The 16,421-nt window shown below is 73.5% G+C and carries 15 protein-coding genes; 7 read left to right on the forward strand and 8 right to left on the reverse strand.

What is annotated here, in order from left to right:
• The first annotated feature begins 194 nt into the window (after positions 1-194).
• Positions 195-548, forward strand: coding sequence for a hypothetical protein (locus PUR56_RS10475; protein WP_329876283.1), 354 nt, complete (start codon positions 195-197; stop codon positions 546-548).
• Between the two features lie 123 nt (positions 549-671).
• On the opposite strand, the gene PUR56_RS10480 is transcribed toward PUR56_RS10475, so the two are convergent.
• Genes PUR56_RS10480 through PUR56_RS10505 form a run of 6 tightly spaced genes read right to left on the reverse strand, consistent with a single transcriptional unit; the run spans position 672 to position 5,943 of the window.
• Positions 672-992: a DMT family transporter gene (locus PUR56_RS10480; RefSeq protein WP_329876281.1), complete on the reverse strand. Its 321-nt coding sequence runs from the start codon at positions 990-992 to the stop codon at positions 672-674.
• Positions 993-998: 6 nt separating this feature from the next.
• Positions 999-1,745, reverse strand: coding sequence for an HAD family hydrolase (locus PUR56_RS10485; RefSeq protein ID WP_329876279.1), 747 nt, complete (start codon positions 1,743-1,745; stop codon positions 999-1,001).
• Positions 1,746-1,786: 41 nt separating this feature from the next.
• On the reverse strand, positions 1,787-2,866 hold the full coding sequence (locus tag PUR56_RS10490) for an ABC transporter ATP-binding protein (protein WP_329948659.1): 1,080 nt from the start codon (positions 2,864-2,866) through the stop codon (positions 1,787-1,789).
• A gap of 47 nt (positions 2,867-2,913) precedes the next feature.
• Positions 2,914-3,753 carry an ABC transporter permease gene (locus tag PUR56_RS10495; protein WP_329948660.1) on the reverse strand — a complete coding sequence of 280 codons (840 nt, stop codon included), beginning with the start codon at positions 3,751-3,753 and terminating at the stop codon, positions 2,914-2,916.
• Complete coding sequence (locus PUR56_RS10500; protein WP_329876273.1) at positions 3,741-4,721, reverse strand: ABC transporter permease; 981 nt, start codon at positions 4,719-4,721, stop codon at positions 3,741-3,743. The genes PUR56_RS10495 and PUR56_RS10500 overlap by 13 nt, the downstream gene beginning before the upstream one ends.
• 52 nt (positions 4,722-4,773) lie before the next feature.
• Complete coding sequence (locus PUR56_RS10505) at positions 4,774-5,943, reverse strand: ABC transporter substrate-binding protein (protein ID WP_329876271.1); 1,170 nt, start codon at positions 5,941-5,943, stop codon at positions 4,774-4,776.
• Between the two features lie 340 nt (positions 5,944-6,283).
• On the opposite strand from PUR56_RS10505, the gene PUR56_RS10510 reads away from it, so the two are divergent.
• Complete coding sequence (locus PUR56_RS10510) at positions 6,284-7,069, forward strand: GntR family transcriptional regulator (RefSeq protein ID WP_329876269.1); 786 nt, start codon at positions 6,284-6,286, stop codon at positions 7,067-7,069.
• Between the two features lie 109 nt (positions 7,070-7,178).
• Here PUR56_RS10510 and tmpA read toward each other — a convergent pair whose 3' ends face one another.
• Positions 7,179-8,831: a 2-trimethylaminoethylphosphonate dioxygenase gene (gene tmpA, locus PUR56_RS10515; protein ID WP_329948661.1), complete on the reverse strand. Its 1,653-nt coding sequence runs from the start codon at positions 8,829-8,831 to the stop codon at positions 7,179-7,181.
• 211 nt (positions 8,832-9,042) lie between these two features.
• Positions 9,043-10,143 (reverse strand): pyridoxal-phosphate-dependent aminotransferase family protein, encoded by a 1,101-nt coding sequence (locus tag PUR56_RS10520; protein ID WP_329948662.1) that lies wholly within the window; start codon positions 10,141-10,143, stop codon positions 9,043-9,045.
• 96 nt (positions 10,144-10,239) lie between these two features.
• Here PUR56_RS10520 and PUR56_RS10525 point away from each other — a divergent pair, with 96 nt between their 5' ends.
• From PUR56_RS10525 to PUR56_RS10545, 5 genes are all read left to right on the forward strand, one after another.
• Positions 10,240-11,331, forward strand: a complete 1,092-nt coding sequence (locus PUR56_RS10525; protein WP_329948663.1) for an amidohydrolase family protein — start codon at positions 10,240-10,242, stop codon at positions 11,329-11,331.
• Positions 11,332-11,436: 105 nt separating this feature from the next.
• Positions 11,437-12,114, forward strand: coding sequence for a uracil-DNA glycosylase (locus PUR56_RS10530; RefSeq protein WP_329876261.1), 678 nt, complete (start codon positions 11,437-11,439; stop codon positions 12,112-12,114).
• A gap of 289 nt (positions 12,115-12,403) precedes the next feature.
• Positions 12,404-13,528 (forward strand): SCO1860 family LAETG-anchored protein, encoded by a 1,125-nt coding sequence (locus tag PUR56_RS10535; RefSeq protein WP_329948664.1) that lies wholly within the window; start codon positions 12,404-12,406, stop codon positions 13,526-13,528.
• A gap of 169 nt (positions 13,529-13,697) precedes the next feature.
• On the forward strand, positions 13,698-14,720 hold the full coding sequence (gene glnII, locus PUR56_RS10540; RefSeq protein WP_329876257.1) for a glutamine synthetase GlnII: 1,023 nt from the start codon (positions 13,698-13,700) through the stop codon (positions 14,718-14,720).
• A gap of 486 nt (positions 14,721-15,206) precedes the next feature.
• The gene (locus tag PUR56_RS10545; RefSeq protein ID WP_329948665.1) at positions 15,207-16,307 is read left to right on the forward strand and encodes an LLM class flavin-dependent oxidoreductase; all 1,101 of its coding nucleotides are present in this window, start codon (positions 15,207-15,209) and stop codon (positions 16,305-16,307) included.
• Positions 16,308-16,421: the final 114 nt, after the last annotated feature.

Raw genomic sequence — 16,421 nt, forward strand, 5'->3', positions numbered from 1 at the left:
GTTCGGGCGGCGGAGTCGACTGTCCGTCAAGATCCGGTCCACTCACCGCCGATGACCGGTGCGCCGGGTCTTGGAAGAGTGAGCGGCGGATCGAGCGGCCCGGAGGGCGACGCCGACGCACCCGGGGGCACGCCTCCGGGGCCGGCTCCTCCGGGCGCTCCCCGGCAACATCGGTCGACAGATGAGGAAGCACCATGAGGAAGAGAATCGTCCGGACAGTCGTGGCGACGTCGGCGATGGCCGTCTTCGGACTCTTCGCGGCGTCCCCGGCGAGCGCGGCGTCCGCATCGTGTTCGAGTGGGGGCGGGGTCTGCACCAGTAGCAGCATCCCGGCGAACGGCAACCACCAGGTGTGCTTCGGGGGGCAGCACACCGCGCTGTCCTACTGGGGTCGTGCCGAGCTGTGGGACGCCGACACGGGCGTGATGGTCGGCTCCATCGCGACCAACCCGTTCCGGTGGCAGCAGGCGTGCACCGGCGGCCTGTACGGGGCCCACTACTACCTGCGTGGCACCGGCAACCAGTTCTACGGCGAGGTCTGGAACTGACCCCTGGCCCCTGAACCCTGACCTCTGACGCCCGCCGTCCGGCGGGCCGGCGGGCCGGCGAGGGCAGCGGAACGGAGCAGGAAGTCGGGGCGGCCGACTTCCTGCTCCGTGGGCGGTCGTGCGTCAGTGGCTGCCCTTCAGGTTGAGCACCACCACGCCGACGACGACCAGGGCGAGCCCCAGCCACTGCAACCGCCCCAGCGACTCGCCGAAGGCCACCACGCCGATGCCGGCGACCGCCGCCGTCCCCGCTCCCGACCAGACCGCGTACGCGACCGACACCGGGATGTGCTTCAGCGCCCTGCCGAGCAGGTAGAACGAGAGGACGTAGCCGATCGCCACCCCCACGCTCGGCCAGAGCCGGCTGAAGCCGTCGGTGAGCTTCAGGCAGCTGGTGGCGCAGATCTCGCTGAGGATCGCCAGGGCCAGGAGTACGTAGGGCACGGGAGGTCAGACCCCGGGCGCGGCGGTGAGCTTCCCCAGCAGCGCGACGTCGGCCTGCTCCAGGCTGTCGAGCAGCGTCACCCGCGAACCGCCCGGGATCCGGGTGTCGCCGGACGGGACGGCGAGCACCGCGCAGCCGGCCGCGGTGGCGGAGGCGACGCCGGTCGGGGTGTCCTCGACGGCGACGCACGCGGCCGGGTCGAGGCCGAGGCGTGCGGCGGCGGCGAGGTAGGGGTCGGGCGCGGGCTTGGTGCGCGGGGTGTCCTCGGCGGCCAGCGTGACGGCGAACCAGTCTCGGCCGATGGTGCCGAGCACCATGTCGACGACGCGGCGCGGCGAGGCCGACACCAGTGCGGTGGGCACGCGGGCGTCGCGCAGTTCGGCGAGCAGGGCGAGCGCGCCCGGCCGGGGGACGGTCTCGGCGGCGACCTTGCCGGCGAACGAGTCGCCGAGCCGGTCGGCGAGTTCGGCCTCGCTCAGCGACGTCCCGCTGACCCGGTGGAGGTGGGCGGCGGTGTGCTCGACGGCCTGGCCGAGCACCTCGGGGACGTCGGAGTCGGTGAGCGAGTGGTGGAGTTCGTCGGCGAGTTCGGCGGCGGCCTGCCACCAGAGGTGCTCGGTGTCGACCAGCGTGCCGTCCATGTCGAAGAGGACGGCGGCGGGCGTCACGGTCGCGGCGGGTGCGGCCGGCGACACCGGTGCGGCGGGGACAGCAGGAACAGCAGGAACGGCGGATTCAGCGGATGCAGGCATGGCGGTACCTTCGGTGGTTCATCAGGAGGAGGGCGGACGGGTCAGACCGTACGGCGGTCGACCAGCACCGGGCGCTCCGGCAGGGTCAGCGCGGCGTGCGAGCCGACGGGCAGTGCGGTGGCGGTCTCGGTCGGCAGGTCGGCCTTGACCTCGGTGCCGTCGCCGAGCCGGACGGTGAGCCGGGTGACGGCGCCCAGGAAGGACGCGGAGACCACCTGGGCCGGGCCGTCCGCCGCCGGGGCCAGCGCGACGTTCTCCGGCCGCACGAGCACGTCCAGCGAGCCGTCCGCGGGCAGCTCGCCGTCCACGGCGTGCCGGCGGCCGAGGACCTCGACGCCGTCGCCGGCCCGGACGCACGGGATGCGGCTCATGGTGCCGACGAACTCGGCGACGAAGGCGGTGGCCGGGCGGGCGTAGAGCTCGGCGGGCGCGGCGCACTGCTCCAGCCGGCCGGCGCGCAGCACCGCGACCCGGTCGGCCATCGAGAGCGCCTCCTCCTGGTCGTGGGTGACGAACAGCGTGGTGATCCCCAGCTCCTGCTGGAGGCGCCGGATCTCCTCGCGCAGCGAAAGCCGCACCTTCGCGTCGAGTGCGGAGAGCGGCTCGTCGAGCAGCAGGACGCGGGGCTGGAGGGCGAGCGCGCGGGCGAGCGCGATGCGCTGCTGCTGGCCGCCGGACAGCTGGTGCGGGTAGCGGTCGGCGTGCTGGGGCAGGCCGACGAGCTCCAGCAGCTCCTTGGCCCGGTTGAGGCGCTCGGCCTTGCCGGCGCCGCGCATCCGCAGGCCGAAGGCGACGTTGTCGGCTGCGGTCAGGTGCGGGAAGAGGCTGTACGACTGGAACACCATGCCGGCGTCGCGCTTGTGGGCGGGGATCGCGGTGATGTCCTCGCCGTCGACCAGCACCTGGCCGGAGTCGTGCTGCTCGAAGCCGGCGAGGATGCGCAGCGCGGTGGTCTTGCCGCAGCCGGACGGGCCGAGCAGGGCGAGGAGTTCGCCGGGCTGCACGGTCAGGTCGAGGCCGTCGAGCGCGGTGGTGGCGCCGAAGGTGCGGCGCAGCGAGCGGAATTCGACGGTCGCGCCGCCCGATCGGGCGGCGGTCTTCTCAACGGCGAGGGAGGTCAAGGGAGTTCTCCGGAGGTGCGGGGGAGGCCGGCGTGCGGTCAGGGAGGTCAGGACGTGGTCTTGGCGTGGCGCTCGCGGCCGAGGGTGGCCAGCAGGAGCAGGAGCAGCCAGGTGATCAGCAGGCTCAGGATGGAGACCGCGACCGACATGTGGGCCTGGCTGTTGCCGACCGTGTAGATCCAGACCGGGAAAGGCTGGTAGCCGAGGATCGAGGCGGCGGTGAACTCGCCGAGCACCAGGGCCAGGGTGAGGAAGGAGGCGTTCAGCAGCGCCCCGCGCAGGTTGGGCAGGACGACGGTGAACACCGCACGCGGCCAGCTCGCGCCGCAGTTGCGGGCGGCCTCGACCAGGGTGCGGACGTCCACGGCGCGCAGGCCGGCGTCCAGCGCGCGGTAGGCGAGCGGCAGGCCCATCAGCACGTAGGCGATGACCAGGACCAGCGGGAAGTCCGGGTCCTGGACGAAGACGAAGGTCTGGAAGAACGGCGTGTCCATCAGGTAGTCCGGGCCCCAGCGCAGCACGCCGATCAGGCCGGCGGTGAGGGCGACGGGCGGGACGACCAGCGGCAGGGTGCAGAGCACGTCGATCACCGGGCGCAGCTTCGGCGCGCCGAGCCGGACCGCGATCAGGGCGGGGACCAGCAGGAGCAGCAGCACCAGGACGGTGACGACGGCGAGCCCGAGGGTGAGCCAGAGGCTGTCGAGGAAGCCGGGCGCGGAGAGCAGCCCGGTGTACGCCTCGAAGGAGTAGCCCTGGGGCTCGTCGATCGAGAAGTAGCCGGCGGCGGCGAGCGGGACGACGAAGTAGATTCCGGCGATTCCCAGGACGGCGCCGCGCCACCAGCGCACCTTGGTGCGGCCGGTACGGGTGGGGGTCAGCTGAGCCATCGGGCGCTCCGGCGCTGGAGGGGGAGGTACACGGCCATCACGAGGACGGCCACGACGATCATGTTGAGGCTGAGGGCGAGGGCGAGGTTGCCCTGGCCGACCAGCACGTTGCCGGAGAGCGCGTCGGCGATCGAGCGGCTGACCAGCGGGACGGTCGCACCGACCATCGCGGCGGCGGTGGCGTACGCGGCGAAGGCGCTGCCGAACAGCAGGACGAAGCCGCCGAGCAGGGAGGGCAGCAGGATCGGCAGGGCGACGTGCCGCCAGTACTGGACGGTGGTGGCCCGGTTGTTCTGGGCCGCCTCGCGCCACTGCACCCGCAGGCCGTCCAGGGCCGGCGTGATGGTGAGCACCATCAGCGGGATGAGGAAGTACAGGTACACGATGGTGAGTCCGGTGAACGAGTAGAGCGTCCAGCCGTGGTCGGTGAGGTGGAGCAGCTGGGTGACCTCGCCGGCGTTGCCGAGGGTGGCGACGAACGCGAACGCGAGCGGCAGGCCGCCGAAGTTGGCGAGCACGCCGGAGGCGGTCAGCACGGCCTGGCGCAGCCAGGTGTGCCGGGAGGTGACCACGGCCTGGGCGATCGGCAGGCCGATCAGGGTGGCGAGCAGGGCGGTCAGCGCGGAGAGCTTGAGGCTGCTCAGCATGGCCGTCCAGTAGGCGCCCTGGACGGAGGCGGTGATGTTGTCGAACGTGAACTGGCCGCCGCCGCCCTCCGCGTCGGTGGAGGTGGTGAACGCGCCGATCACGATGGCGACGGCCGGCAGGCCGAAGCCGACGAGGAAGAAGAGCAGGAGCGGGACGGTGGCGAGCCAGGAGGCGCCGCCGAGCCGGGCGAGCGGTCGCCGCCGGGGGGCGGGGACGGTGGTCGTGGGGGTGGACGTCGTGGCGGTTCCGGACGCCCCCGCGCCGCCACCGGGGTCGGTGGCGGCGGGGGTGGTCGGCACCGGGGTGGGAGCCGTGGTCATGAGTGCCTTTTCGCGGTGGAGTCGGCCCGAAGTGCGGTGCGGGGCGGGAGTGTCAGCCCGCGATCGCCTTGGTCCAGTTCTCGGTCACGACCTTCTTGGCGGCCGTGATCTGGTCCTGGGTCGGGAAGGTGGTGAAGGGCTTCTCGACGGTCGGCAGCTTGGCGGCGGCCGCGGCGTCGAGGGTGCCCTCCTTCTTCAGGGCGTCGAAGGTGGACGGGGTGGCGTAGCCGCCGAGGAAGAGGTTCTGGCCCTCGGCGCTGAACAGGTACTCCTGCCACAGGCGCGCGGCGGCGGGGTGCGGGGCCCACTTGTTGATGCCCTGGTTGTAGAACTGGGCGTAGCTGCCGTCGGAGGGGATGGAGACCTTCCAGTCGACGCCCTTGTCCTTGAACTGGTCGCTGTAACCGGCGTTCAGGTAGGACCAGTCGATCGAGATCGGGGTCTCGCCCTTCTCGATGGTGGCGGGGGTCGACTCGACCGGGTTGAAGTTGCCGGACTGCTTGAGCTTGCCGAAGAAGTCGATGCCGGGCTGGATGTTGTCCAGCGAGCCGCCGTTGGCGAGCGCGGCCGCGTAGACGCCGCCGAACGCCGAGCCGGACTTGGTCGGGTTGCCGTTGAGGGCGACCTGGCCCTTGTACTCGGGCTTGAGCAGGTCGGCGAAGGTCTTCGGGCAGCTGGCGATCTTCTTGGCGTCGCAGCCGATCGAGATGTAGCCGCCGTAGTCGTTGACGGCGGCGCCGGCCGCGTCCTTCTGGGAGGCCGGGACCTTGTCGAAGGTCGCGACCTTGTAGGGGGCGAGCAGGCCGTCCTTGACCGCCTGGAGCGCGAACGCGCTGCCGAGGTCGACGACGTCGGGGGCGCGGTCCTGGCCCTTGCGGGAGGTGATCGCGTTGATCTCGTCCTGGCTGGAGCCGTCCGGGTTCTCCTCCTCGACCTCCAGGCCGTACTTGGCCTTGAAGCCGTCGATGATCTTGCCGTAGTTCGCCCAGTCCCGGGGCAGCGTGATGACGTGCAGCTTGCCCTCCTTCTTGGCGGCGGCGATCAGGCCGTCGATGCCGCCGAGGTCGGCCGCGGAGGTGGCCTCCTTGGCGTCCTTGGTGCCGGCCTTGGCGGCGTCGCCGGCCTTGGCGGTCGAACCGGCGGAGCCGCAGGCGGTGAGGGAGAGCGCGGCGGCGGTCAGTACGGCCGCGAAAGCGGCGGCGCGGGCACGGTGCACGGTCACGGGTCAGTCTCCTGATCAGGGCGTACTGCGAGGGGTGCGTTTCGCGGGGATTCGTCGGGCGAGTGGGGTGGCCGGGGCGGCCGGGCCGGGGTGAGCGGCCGGTTGTTCGGCGCCCGAGTTGACTAGCCAACTTCGCTGACGGGGGTAAGTACGCCGGAGCCCGATGACGGGAAGGTGAACGGATGGCCCAGTCCCGGGGTCGGCTGCGGGAACGGTCGAATCAGGTCGCCGGCGGATGATCGCCGGAGTGCGATGCTTCGGTGGCGCAGCGGGATAAGGTCGGGCTGTCCGCGCCGGTACGGCTGTGCAGGACACCGCCCCTGGAGGGACATTGACTGACGTGGCAGTGGAGTCGGGCCGTCCGGCCGCCGAGGACCGCGCCACCGGCGCGCTCTACCGCAAGGTCGCCGCCGACCTGCGCGAGGCGATCACCACCGGCGCGTTCGGCGAGGCCGGCCGGCTTCCCGCCGAGGGCGCGCTCGCCGAGCAGTACGGCGTCTCGCGCGGCACCGTCCGCCAGGCGCTCGCCGTGCTCCGCTCGGACGGGCTGGTCACCTCGCGGCGGGGCACCCGCCGGGTGGTGCTGGGAACGGCCCGCGTGCAGAGCTTCTCCGAACTGCTCAGCTTCACGCACTGGGCGTACTCGATGGGGGAGGAGCCCGGCGGCATACTCGACTCGCTGGTCCGCCGCCCGGCCGACGCCGCCGAACGCGAGCAGCTCCGCCTGGAGCAGGGCGCGGACGTCTACGTGACGGTCCGGCTGCGCACCCTCTCCGGCAAGCCGGTGATGGTGGAGCGGACGGTCTACCCGCCCCGGGTCGGCGAGATCGTCGCCGAACTGCCGCCGGACGTCGTCTCGCACACCGAGGTCCTGCGCGAGCACGGCATCCTGTTCACCGACGCCGACCACACCATCGACATCGTCGTGGCCAACGCGGACGACGCCCGGCTGCTCGGCTGCCGCCGCGGCGGCCCGCTGCTGCGCGAGCGGCGGCGGACCACCGACCCGACCGGCACCCCCGTGGAGTGGTCCCAGGACCGCTACCTGCCCGGCACGGTGGCGTTCAGCGTGCACAACTCGCTGGCCGCGTCGGCGCTCTCCCGGCACGCCCGGGAAGTGGACTGAACCTTCGGCGGGGGGATGCGGACGGCGTTCGCGGCTCGGGGGCCGGAGCGCGCGGCGGGGTGGTGGGCCGGTCGGCCCACCACCCCGTTCCCGTCCGCCCTCCGGAGGTTCAGCGCATCAACGCGGCCAGCAGCGGGCGGAAGTGCGCGAAGCCCGGGGTGTCCGCGTCGGCCTCCTTGGCCTGCTCGTCCCAGCGGCGGACCGCCACCGCGTCCTCGGCGCCCGGGTGCGCGGCGAAGGCCGCGGCCTGCTCCTCGGACATCGGGCCGCCCTGCACCCGGAGCGTGTACTCGGAGGCCTCGGACAGCCGCGCCCGGTAGCCCGGCTCGACCGCGCACAGGTAGCGCTTGGCGGCCACGTGCAGGCGGACCGGGTCGGTGACCTCCGGGCCGAACCAGCGGGCCAGCCAGTCCGCACCCGTGTCGCTGTGCCGATTGTCCTGACCCTCCATCAGATCCCGTCCGTGCAGAGCCCCCTGGAAGTGGCCGACGTCGTGCAGCAGCGCCGCCGCGACCAGGTGCGGGGCCGCCCCGGCCGCCTCGGCCAGCGCGCCGGCCTGGAGCATGTGCTCGGCCATGGTCACCGCCTCGCCCAGGTACTCGCCGGCGCCCTCGCCCGCGAACAGCTCGGCGATCGCGTCCAGTGCGGCTGCCCGGCGGTGCAGTACGGCGAGGGTGCTGGCCAGCGAGTCCAGGTCGGCGTAGCAGCCCTGGAGGTGGCGGTGGCCGTCCTTCTCGAAGGCCGTCCGGGCGTGCATCAGGCGGACGTTGTCGAAGATCAGGCAGTCGCCCCGGTCCAGCCGGAACTCCAGCTGCAGCTCGGGGCGGAGGGTGATCGCGGCGAACCGGCGGTAGGCGTCGTAGAACGCGTCCAGCTCCCGGGCGGTCCCGCGCAGCGTGCCGATCGAGCGGTTGTTGAACCGCACCTCGCGGATCCGGCCGAGCGGATCCACCCCGATCAGCGGCCGGTCGGCCCGCAGTTCGGTGTCCCGGTCGCGGAAGACGAACGGGACGGGCGTGCGGGTCAGCACCGCGAAGGCCTCCGGAGCCTCCTCGCGCAGGACCGCGGCGGCCTTGAACCCGTCCACCAGGCCGGAGTCCCCGCCGGTCGCCGAGTTCTCCAGGCAGTGCAGCAGCTGGAGGGTGGGGACCGGGTCGCGGTACGGGTTGTCGGTGTGCGGGGTGATCGCCGCGCTGGTGAAGGCCAGGTTGTTCGGGTCCGGCTCGACCCGGACGTCGAACAGCTCGCCGTAGTTGGTGACCCGCACGTACCCGAAGGTCCCGGCGACGGCGAGCACCTGCCGTTCCACCGCAGGCACCCCGCGCAGCACGGCGAAGCCGGACCGGCGTACGGCGGCCAGGACGGCGGCGCGCTCCGCCGGGTCGGCCAGGTAGGCCGTCCACTCCGCCTCCGGGAGGCCGTCCGCGAAGTCCGCCGCCGTCCAGAGGCGCTTGTCGGCCTCCGTCCGCCCGTCACCGTCGACGGTGCCGCCGGCCCCGCCGTCGGGCGCCGCCCCGGCCAGCCACTCCAGCGGGTAGCGGGACCGGTGCCCGTCCGACCAGAGCACCTCCAGGTGCCCGCCCTGCCCGCCCTGCCCGCCCTGCCCGTTCTGCTCGGTCTGTGTGCCCTGCTCGGTCTGCGCGGCGATCGCGAGGTCGTCCGGCAGGTCGGTGATCTGGAACAGCTTCTGCCCGTTCCGCGGGTCGCGGCATTCGGCGCAGGGGCAGTTGTCGCGCAGCCAGTACGGCGGAAGCTCGGGCATGGGGTTCCTCCTGGGCGGTCTCACGAGTGAAGTTGTATAGCCAACTTTGCGTTGCGAGGAGCCTCTCGGGCGCCGGTGAGATCCGCGTGGCGAAACGATGAACCCCTCGGGAACAGAAGCTCCCGAGGGGTGGTGAGGCGTGGCCCGACCGGGCGGGACCGCGCCGTGGCCGGGCCGGGTCAGGGGTGGCCCGGCCGGGCGGAGGGTTCGGTCACCCGAAGGAGGGGCCGACCGCCTCCCAGGCGGCCTCCGCCGCCTTGAGGGCGGAGGTGGCGTCGGTGCCGGTGGCGGTGGCCAGGGCGGTGAGGGTGGCGCGGACCGTCCCGGGGGAGGCGGCCGGGCCGTAGTGGTTGACGCGGAGCATCCCGGCGGCGAGTGCGCCGCCACCGGCCTGGACGGGGAGGGTCGGGTCGAGGCGGCGGAGCTCGGCGGCCAGTGCGGCGGCGTCCAGGCCGACCGGGGTGCGCAGGGTGGTGGCCACCGGGGCGGCGTGGGCGTCGTCCGGGACGAACGGGGCGAGGGTGCCGAGGGCGCGGACGCCGGCCCGGACGGCGGCGGACGCCGCGCCGTGGCGGGCGATCACCGCGGGCAGCCCGTCCGCCTCGATCCGGTCCAGGCAGGCGCCGAGCGCGAGCATCTCCAGCTGGGCCGGCGCGTGCGGCAGGACCGTCCGTCCGGCGTCCGTCCAGCGCTCCTTCCAGTCCAGGAGGGAGAGGTAGGAGCGGCGCGGGGCGGCCGGGTTGGCGGTGATCCGCTCCCAGGCCCGCGCGGAGACGGAGACGGCGGAGACCCCGGCCGGCCCGCCCATCGCCTTCTGGCCGCCGATCACGCACAGGTCGACGCCCCAGGCGTCGGTGAGCAGCGGTTCGGCGGCCACCGAGGCGACCGCGTCCAGCATCAGCAGCGCCCCGTGCGCGCGCACGACGGCGGCGATCTCGGCGACCGGGTTGGTGTTGCCCGTGGCGGCCTCGGCGTGCACCAGGGAGACGAAGTCGACCTCCGGGTGCGCGGCGAGCGCCTCGGCCACCTGCCCGGCGGTGACGGCGGTGTCGAACGGCACGGCGAGGTCGACGACGTTCGCCCCGCAGTCGCGCAGCCAGCCGCCGAAGGTCTGCCCGTACGGTCCGGTGACGATGTTGAGCGCGGTCGACCCCGGGTGCGCGGCGCCCCGGATCGCGGCCTCCAGCGGCAGCAGGGCCTCGCCCTGGGTGACGATCACGTCGGCGGTGGTGTGCAGCAGCGCGGCCACCTGGTCCTCGACGGCCGCGAAGTCGGCGGCGCTGAACGGGGGCAGGTCGAGGTAGGGGGTCACGGGGTCGGGCCTCTCACGTGGGGGAACGGTGACCGGAACGAGTCTGCCCCATCGGCGGTCCTTACAGGGAATGCCGTCGTCGGTAGAGTGCGGGCCATGAGCGATGGCACGGTGCTGCACGTCCGGGGTCGGGTGCTGGTCGGTCCGGAGGACGTCCGCGACGAACTCTGGGTGGTGGACGGCCGGGTGACCTTCGACCGCCCCGCGGCGGCCGGTGACGTCCGGACGGTGGACGGCTGGGTGCTGCCCGGTCTGGTGGACGCGCACTGCCACGTCGGCCTGGACGCGCACGGCGCCGTCGACGCCGCCACCAGCGAGAAGCAGGCGCTCACCGACCGCGACGCCGGCACGCTGCTGATCCGTGACGCCGGTTCGGCCGCCGACACCCGGTGGATCGACGAGCGCGAGGACCTGCCCCGGATCATCCGGGCCGGCCGGCACATCGCCCGCACCCGCCGCTACATCCGCAACTACGCGCACGAGATCGAGCCCGGCGACCTCACCGCCTACGTCCGGGCCGAGGCGCGCCGCGGGGACGGCTGGGTGAAGCTGGTCGGCGACTGGATCGACCGGGAGCGCGGCGACCTCGCCGCCTGCTGGCCCGGCGACGCCCTGGCCGAGGCGATCGCGGCGGCGCACGAGGAGGGGGCGCGGGTCACCGCGCACTGCTTCGCCGCCGAATCGCTGCCCGACCTGCTGGCGGCCGGCATCGACTGCGTCGAGCACGCCACGGGCCTGACCGAGGAACTGATCCCGGCCTTCGCCGAGCGCGGTGTCGCGATCGTCCCGACGCTCGTCAACATCGCCACCTTCCCGCGCCTGGCGGTCGGCGGCGACCTCAGGTTCCCGGCCTGGTCCGCCCACATGCGGCGGTTGCACGCCCGCCGCTACGACACCGTGGGCGCCGCGCACGACGCGGGCATCCCGATCTTCGTCGGGACGGACGCGGGCGGCTCGATCGCCCACGGCCTGGTCGCCGACGAGGTGGCCGAGCTGGTCAAGGCCGGGCTGAGCCCGGCGGAGGCGCTCTCGGCGGCCACCTGGTCGGCGCGGGAGTGGCTGGGCCGTCCGGGCCTGGAGGAGGGGGCGTCGGCCGACTTCGTGGTGTACGCGGAGGACCCGCGGGCGGACGTCCGGGTGCTCGCCGACCCGCGCCAGGTGGTGCTGCGCGGGAGTCCGGTGGGGTGAGGCCGGGGGGACGGCGCGGGGGCGGCGCGCGGCCGTCGGCGGCCGGGCGGGCCGAAGATCATCCGGGTGAACGGGCTGTCGTTGTAGGCCGATAGGGTTACGCCCATGGCACCGCGTCCACTGAATGAGATCGTCGAGCCCGGGTGGGCCACCGCGCTGGAGCCGGTGGCCGGGCGGGTCGCCGCCATGGGCGACTTCCTCCGCGCCGAACTGGCGGCCGGCCGTACGTACCTGCCCTCCGGGCCGAACGTGCTGCGCGCCTTCCAACAGCCCTTCGCCGATGTGCGGGTGCTGATCGTCGGGCAGGACCCGTACCCCACACCCGGCCACGCCGTCGGCCTCAGCTTCTCGGTGGGGGCGGACGTCCGCCCGATCCCGGCCAGTCTGATCAACATCTTCCAGGAGTACGGGAACGACCTCGGTCTCCCGCAGCCCTCGAACGGGGACCTCACCCCCTGGACGCAGCAGGGCGTCCTGCTGCTGAACCGCGCCCTCACCACCGCGCCGCGCAAACCCGCCGCGCACCGGGGCAAGGGGTGGGAGGAGGTCACCGAGCAGGCGATCCGTGCGCTCGCGTCGCGCGGCGGCCCGCTGGTGGCGGTTCTCTGGGGCCGTGACGCGCGCAACCTGCGTCCGTTGCTGGGGGAGATCCCGGCGATCGAGTCCGCGCACCCGAGCCCCTACTCGGCGAACGGCGGCTTCTTCGGCTCGCGCCCGTTCAGCCGGGCCAACGAACTGCTGGCGCGGCAGGGTGCGCAGCCGGTGGACTGGCGCCTGCCGTAGCCGGGCCGCCGTCGCCCGGCTGCCGTGGCCTGCCGTGCCCGGCTGCCGCGTCCGGCTGCCGTGCCGGTGGTCGTGGCCGGAGGCCGGAGGCCGTTGCGGCGGGCCGTGGTGTTCCTGGGCGTCAACCTCACCCGAACGAGTGAAATGACGTTCTGTGTGACTCATGTGACGGATTGTTCGAGAAGACTGACGGCTCGTCGTTCGGAGCGCCAGCCCCTTGGCCCCGCCCCCGCGGGCGGGTGATGTCGGAGGTGCGCTCCTCCTCGTCACCACCCGTGGGGGTACCGCCATGTCCTCGTACCGTTCCGTTCCCGCCGTCACCGTCGCCGCCCTCGCGGTGGCGGCGCTGATAGTCCCGGCGTCCGTCGTGCCGTCCGTCGCCCACGCCACCGCACCGGGTGCGCCGGGGGCGTCCCCGGCGACACCGGCGACACCGGCCGCACCGGCGGCCTCCACGGGGGCCTCCCCGGCGCCCTCCGCCGGCAAGGCGCGCGCCGTCACCGCCGAACTCGACCTGGACGTCAGCCTGTTGAACAAGACCGTGGACGTTCCGGTGAACATCGCACTCAACAAGGTCGAGACCCCCGCGCAGAGGGAGGGGTCCGTCCTCACCGCCGTCGTCGAAGGCGTCGACCAGCAGGGCCCGGTCACCCTGGTCAGGGCCGACCTCGGAAAGTCGGTGACCAAGGTCGACGCCAAGGGCGCCTCCGCCGCCGTCCAGCTGGTCAACGCGGACGTCCACGCCCCCGGCCTCCCCGCCACCACCCTGCTCGGCCTGGAGGCGCTCAGCGCCACCGCCACCTGTCCGGTCGACGGGCGGCCGACCGCCGACGTGGTGGCCCCCGCGAAGCTGACCCTCCTCGGCAAGCCCGTCACCGTCAGCCTGTACGGGCCGACCAGGGTGGAGGTCCCGCTGGTCGGCAGCGTCTCGGTCGAGTTCTCCAAGAAGACCACCACCTCGACGACGGCCGCCGCCTCGGCCCTGGAGGTGCGGGTGGAGGTCAACCCGCTCAGCCTCAACGTCGCCAAGGTGACCGGGACCGTCACGGTCGCCTCGGTGAGCTGCGAGAAGCCGGTGCCGACGCCCTCCGCCCCGGCGCCCGCCACCGCCCCGGCCGTGGCCCCGCCCGCCGAGGTGCCCGCGGCCCGACCGGTGGGGGACGGCACTCCCACCGGCGCCGCCGGTACCGGCCGGGCCGCTGCCGCCCCGCCGTCCGCCACCGGTACGCAGGCCGCCCGCCGTCCGGCCTCCGCCGCCCCGGCCTCGGCGGACCACCTCGCCGCCACCGGCGGCAGTGACTCCACCGCCCCGCTCGCCGCCGGAGCCGCCGCCCTGGTCGCCGCCGGCGCCTGCGCCCTCTGGGCCACCCGCCGTCGCCGGGCCGCTGTCGCCGCCCACGCCCGCAGGCGCTGAAACCCGCCCCGGATCCCGTGCGGGAGTGCCATCTGCGGCACTCCCGCACGGTGACGGTGCCGACGCGGACGGTTGGTTCACATGGGCGTTACATGAGAGGAACAACCGGGAAACGGCGGCTTGCGACGCTACGCGGGCACCCACCACTCAGTTTGCGAGGGACATCGCCGTGGCAATCAAGGCCGAGTACATCTGGATCGACGGCACCAAGCCGACCGCCAAGCTCCGCTCCAAGACTCGGGTCCTGCCGAACGCCGACAAGATCCCCACCTGGGGCTTCGACGGTTCCTCGACCAACCAGGCCGAAGGCCACGCCTCGGACCGAGTGCTGGAGCCGGTCAAGGTCACCAAGGACCCGATCCGCGGCGGCGACAACATCCTCGTCCTCTGCGAGGTCCACGAGACCGACGGCACCCCGCACGAGTCGAACACCCGCGCCCTGCTGCGCACCGTCGCCGAGCAGTACGCGGCGCAGGACTCGATCTTCGGCATCGAGCAGGAGTACACCTTCTTCAAGGGCTCCCGCCCGCTCGGCTTCCCCGAGGGAGGCTTCCCGGCCCCGCAGGGCGGCTACTACTGCGGCGTCGGCGCCGAGGAGGTCTTCGGCCGCGAGATCGTCGAGTTGCACCTCGACCGCTGCATGGACGCCGGCCTCGCCATCTGCGGCATCAACGCCGAGGTCATGCCCGGCCAGTGGGAGTTCCAGATCGGCCCGGTCGACGCCCTGACCGCCTCCGACGACATGTGGATCGCCCGCTACCTGCTCTACCGCACCGCCGAGGAGTTCGGCATCGACGCCACCCTCGACGCCAAGCCGGCCAGGGGAGACTGGAACGGCGCGGGTGCGCACACCAACTTCTCCACCCGGGCGATGCGCGAGGGCTACGACGCGATCATCACCGCCTGCGAGTCGCTCGGCGCCTCCCAGGAGATCGTGCTGGAGCACGTCAGCCAGTACGGCGACGACATCCAGTCCCGCCTGACCGGCAAGCACGAGACCGCCCCGTGGAACGTCTACTCCTACGGCGTCTCCAACCGCGGCGCGTCGGTCCGCATCCCGTGGCAGGTCGAGGTGGACCAGAAGGGCTACATCGAGGACCGCCGTCCGAACGCCAACGTCGACCCGTACGTGGTCACCCGCCTGCTGATCAAGACCTGCTGCGCCGCCCTGGAGAAGGCCGGCCAGGTCTGAGCCACCGCTCACCGGTAACAGCTGAAGCGCCCGCCGGGCCTCCCCCTGCTGCATGGGGGAGGCCCGGCGGGCCTTTCGCGTGGTCGGGGTCAGCCGGAGTGGATGACGTCCGCCAGTTCACGGGCGAGAGCGGCGAGGTCACCGAATCCCGCGTCCCGGACGGCCGTTCCCGGCCGCCCGCCCCCGGACGTTCCAGGACGCTGCCGCCGATGCCCGGCAGGACGTGCACGAGGCGCCTGCGTGCCACGCTCGCTCCACTCGAAGCGCTGTGCTGGTGCTGACGGCGGTGCCGCGGTCTCTTGATCCGTGCCGGTCGTGGGCGGATAATCGCCCGCATGACCGCCCCCGCCGCCTCCGCCGCTGCCTCCGGGTGCCTCGTGCGGCGCCTGCACGTGGACCTGGCGCGGGTGTGCGCGGCCGCCTGTCGTCGGTGAGTGCTGCTCCCTCCCCTCCCCACAGGCGTTCTCGGCACCGGAGTGTGTGTTCATGTCCCTGACCTTCCACTGGTTCCTGCCCACCAACGGCGACAGCCGGCACGTCGTCGGCGGCGGGCACGGCTCGACGCCCGGGACCGCCGGGGCGGACCGGCCGCCGTCCGTCGCCTACCTGGGTCAGATCGCCCGCAGCGCGGAGCAGTTGGGGTTCGAGGGGGCGCTGACGCCGACCGGCGCCTGGTGCGAGGACGCCTGGCTGACGACGGCGATGCTCACCCAGGTGACGGAGCGGCTCAAGTACCTGGTGGCGTTCCGGCCGGGGCAGATCAGTCCGACGCTGGCCGCGCAGATGGCGGCGACGTACCAGCGGCAGTCCGGCGGCCGGCTGCTGCTCAACGCGGTGACGGGCGGTGAGTCGGCGGAGCAGCGCGCGTACGGGGACTTCCTCGACAAGGACGCGCGGTACGCGCGGACCGGCGAGTTCCTGTCGATCACGCGCAGGCTCTGGGCGGGCGAGACCGTCGACCACGAGGGGCCCCATCTCCGCGTGGAGCGGGCCGTGTTGAACCGGTTGCCGGACCAGGTGCCGCCGGTGTACTTCGGTGGTTCGTCGCCGGCGGCGGGCGACGTGGCCGCCCGGTACGCGGACGTCTACCTCACCTGGGGGGAGCCGCCCGCGCAGGTGCGGGAGAAGATCACCTGGATCCGCGAACTGGCCGCCGCGCAGGGCCGGGTGGTGCGGTTCGGGATCCGGCTGCACGTGATCACCCGGGACACCTCGGCGCAGGCGTGGGCGGAGACCGAGCGGCTGCTGGCGGCGATGGACCCGGTGCGGATCCGGGAGACCCAGCGCGCGCTCGCGGAGAGCGAGTCCGAGGGGCAGCGCCGGATGCTGGCCCTGCACGGCGGTTCGGCGGCGCGGTTGGAGGTCCACCCGGGGCTCTGGGCGGGCATCGGGCTGCTGCGGGGCGGCGCGGGGACGGCGCTGGTCGGCAGCCACCGGGAGGTGGCCGACCTGATCACGGAGTACCACGAGCTGGGCATCGAGGAGTTCGTGCTCAGCGGGATGCCGCACCTGGAGGAGGCGTACTGGTTCGGGGAGGGCGTGCTGCCGCTCCTCGCGCGGCGCAACCTGTGGCGGCGGCCGGAGTAGCTCCGGCGGGGCCGGCCCGCCAGGTCCGGGGTCGGGGCCCGGCCTGGGTCGGGTGGGGCGGGTGCGCGGGGCCGGCCGTCCGGTCCGTTCTGCCCGAAAGGGAACGTGAAGGGT

Source organism: Streptomyces sp. BE303 (assembly GCF_036290945.1).
Taxonomy (GTDB): domain Bacteria; phylum Actinomycetota; class Actinomycetes; order Streptomycetales; family Streptomycetaceae; genus Kitasatospora.

Excerpts from the sequence above, each read along its gene's own strand:
- tmpA (WP_329948661.1), bottom strand. The coding sequence starts at position 8,831 with ATGCCCGAGCTTCCGCCGTACTGGCTGCGCGACAACTGCCCCTGCGCC.
- PUR56_RS10535 (WP_329948664.1), top strand. The coding sequence starts at position 12,404 with ATGTCCTCGTACCGTTCCGTTCCCGCCGTCACCGTCGCCGCCCTCGCG.
- PUR56_RS10475 (WP_329876283.1), top strand. The coding sequence starts at position 195 with ATGAGGAAGAGAATCGTCCGGACAGTCGTGGCGACGTCGGCGATGGCC.
- PUR56_RS10495 (WP_329948660.1), bottom strand. The coding sequence starts at position 3,753 with ATGGCTCAGCTGACCCCCACCCGTACCGGCCGCACCAAGGTGCGCTGG.
- PUR56_RS10525 (WP_329948663.1), top strand. The coding sequence starts at position 10,240 with ATGAGCGATGGCACGGTGCTGCACGTCCGGGGTCGGGTGCTGGTCGGT.
- PUR56_RS10545 (WP_329948665.1), top strand. The coding sequence starts at position 15,207 with ATGTCCCTGACCTTCCACTGGTTCCTGCCCACCAACGGCGACAGCCGG.
- PUR56_RS10500 (WP_329876273.1), bottom strand. The coding sequence starts at position 4,721 with ATGACCACGGCTCCCACCCCGGTGCCGACCACCCCCGCCGCCACCGAC.
- PUR56_RS10485 (WP_329876279.1), bottom strand. The coding sequence starts at position 1,745 with ATGCCTGCATCCGCTGAATCCGCCGTTCCTGCTGTTCCTGCTGTCCCC.
- PUR56_RS10530 (WP_329876261.1), top strand. The coding sequence starts at position 11,437 with ATGGCACCGCGTCCACTGAATGAGATCGTCGAGCCCGGGTGGGCCACC.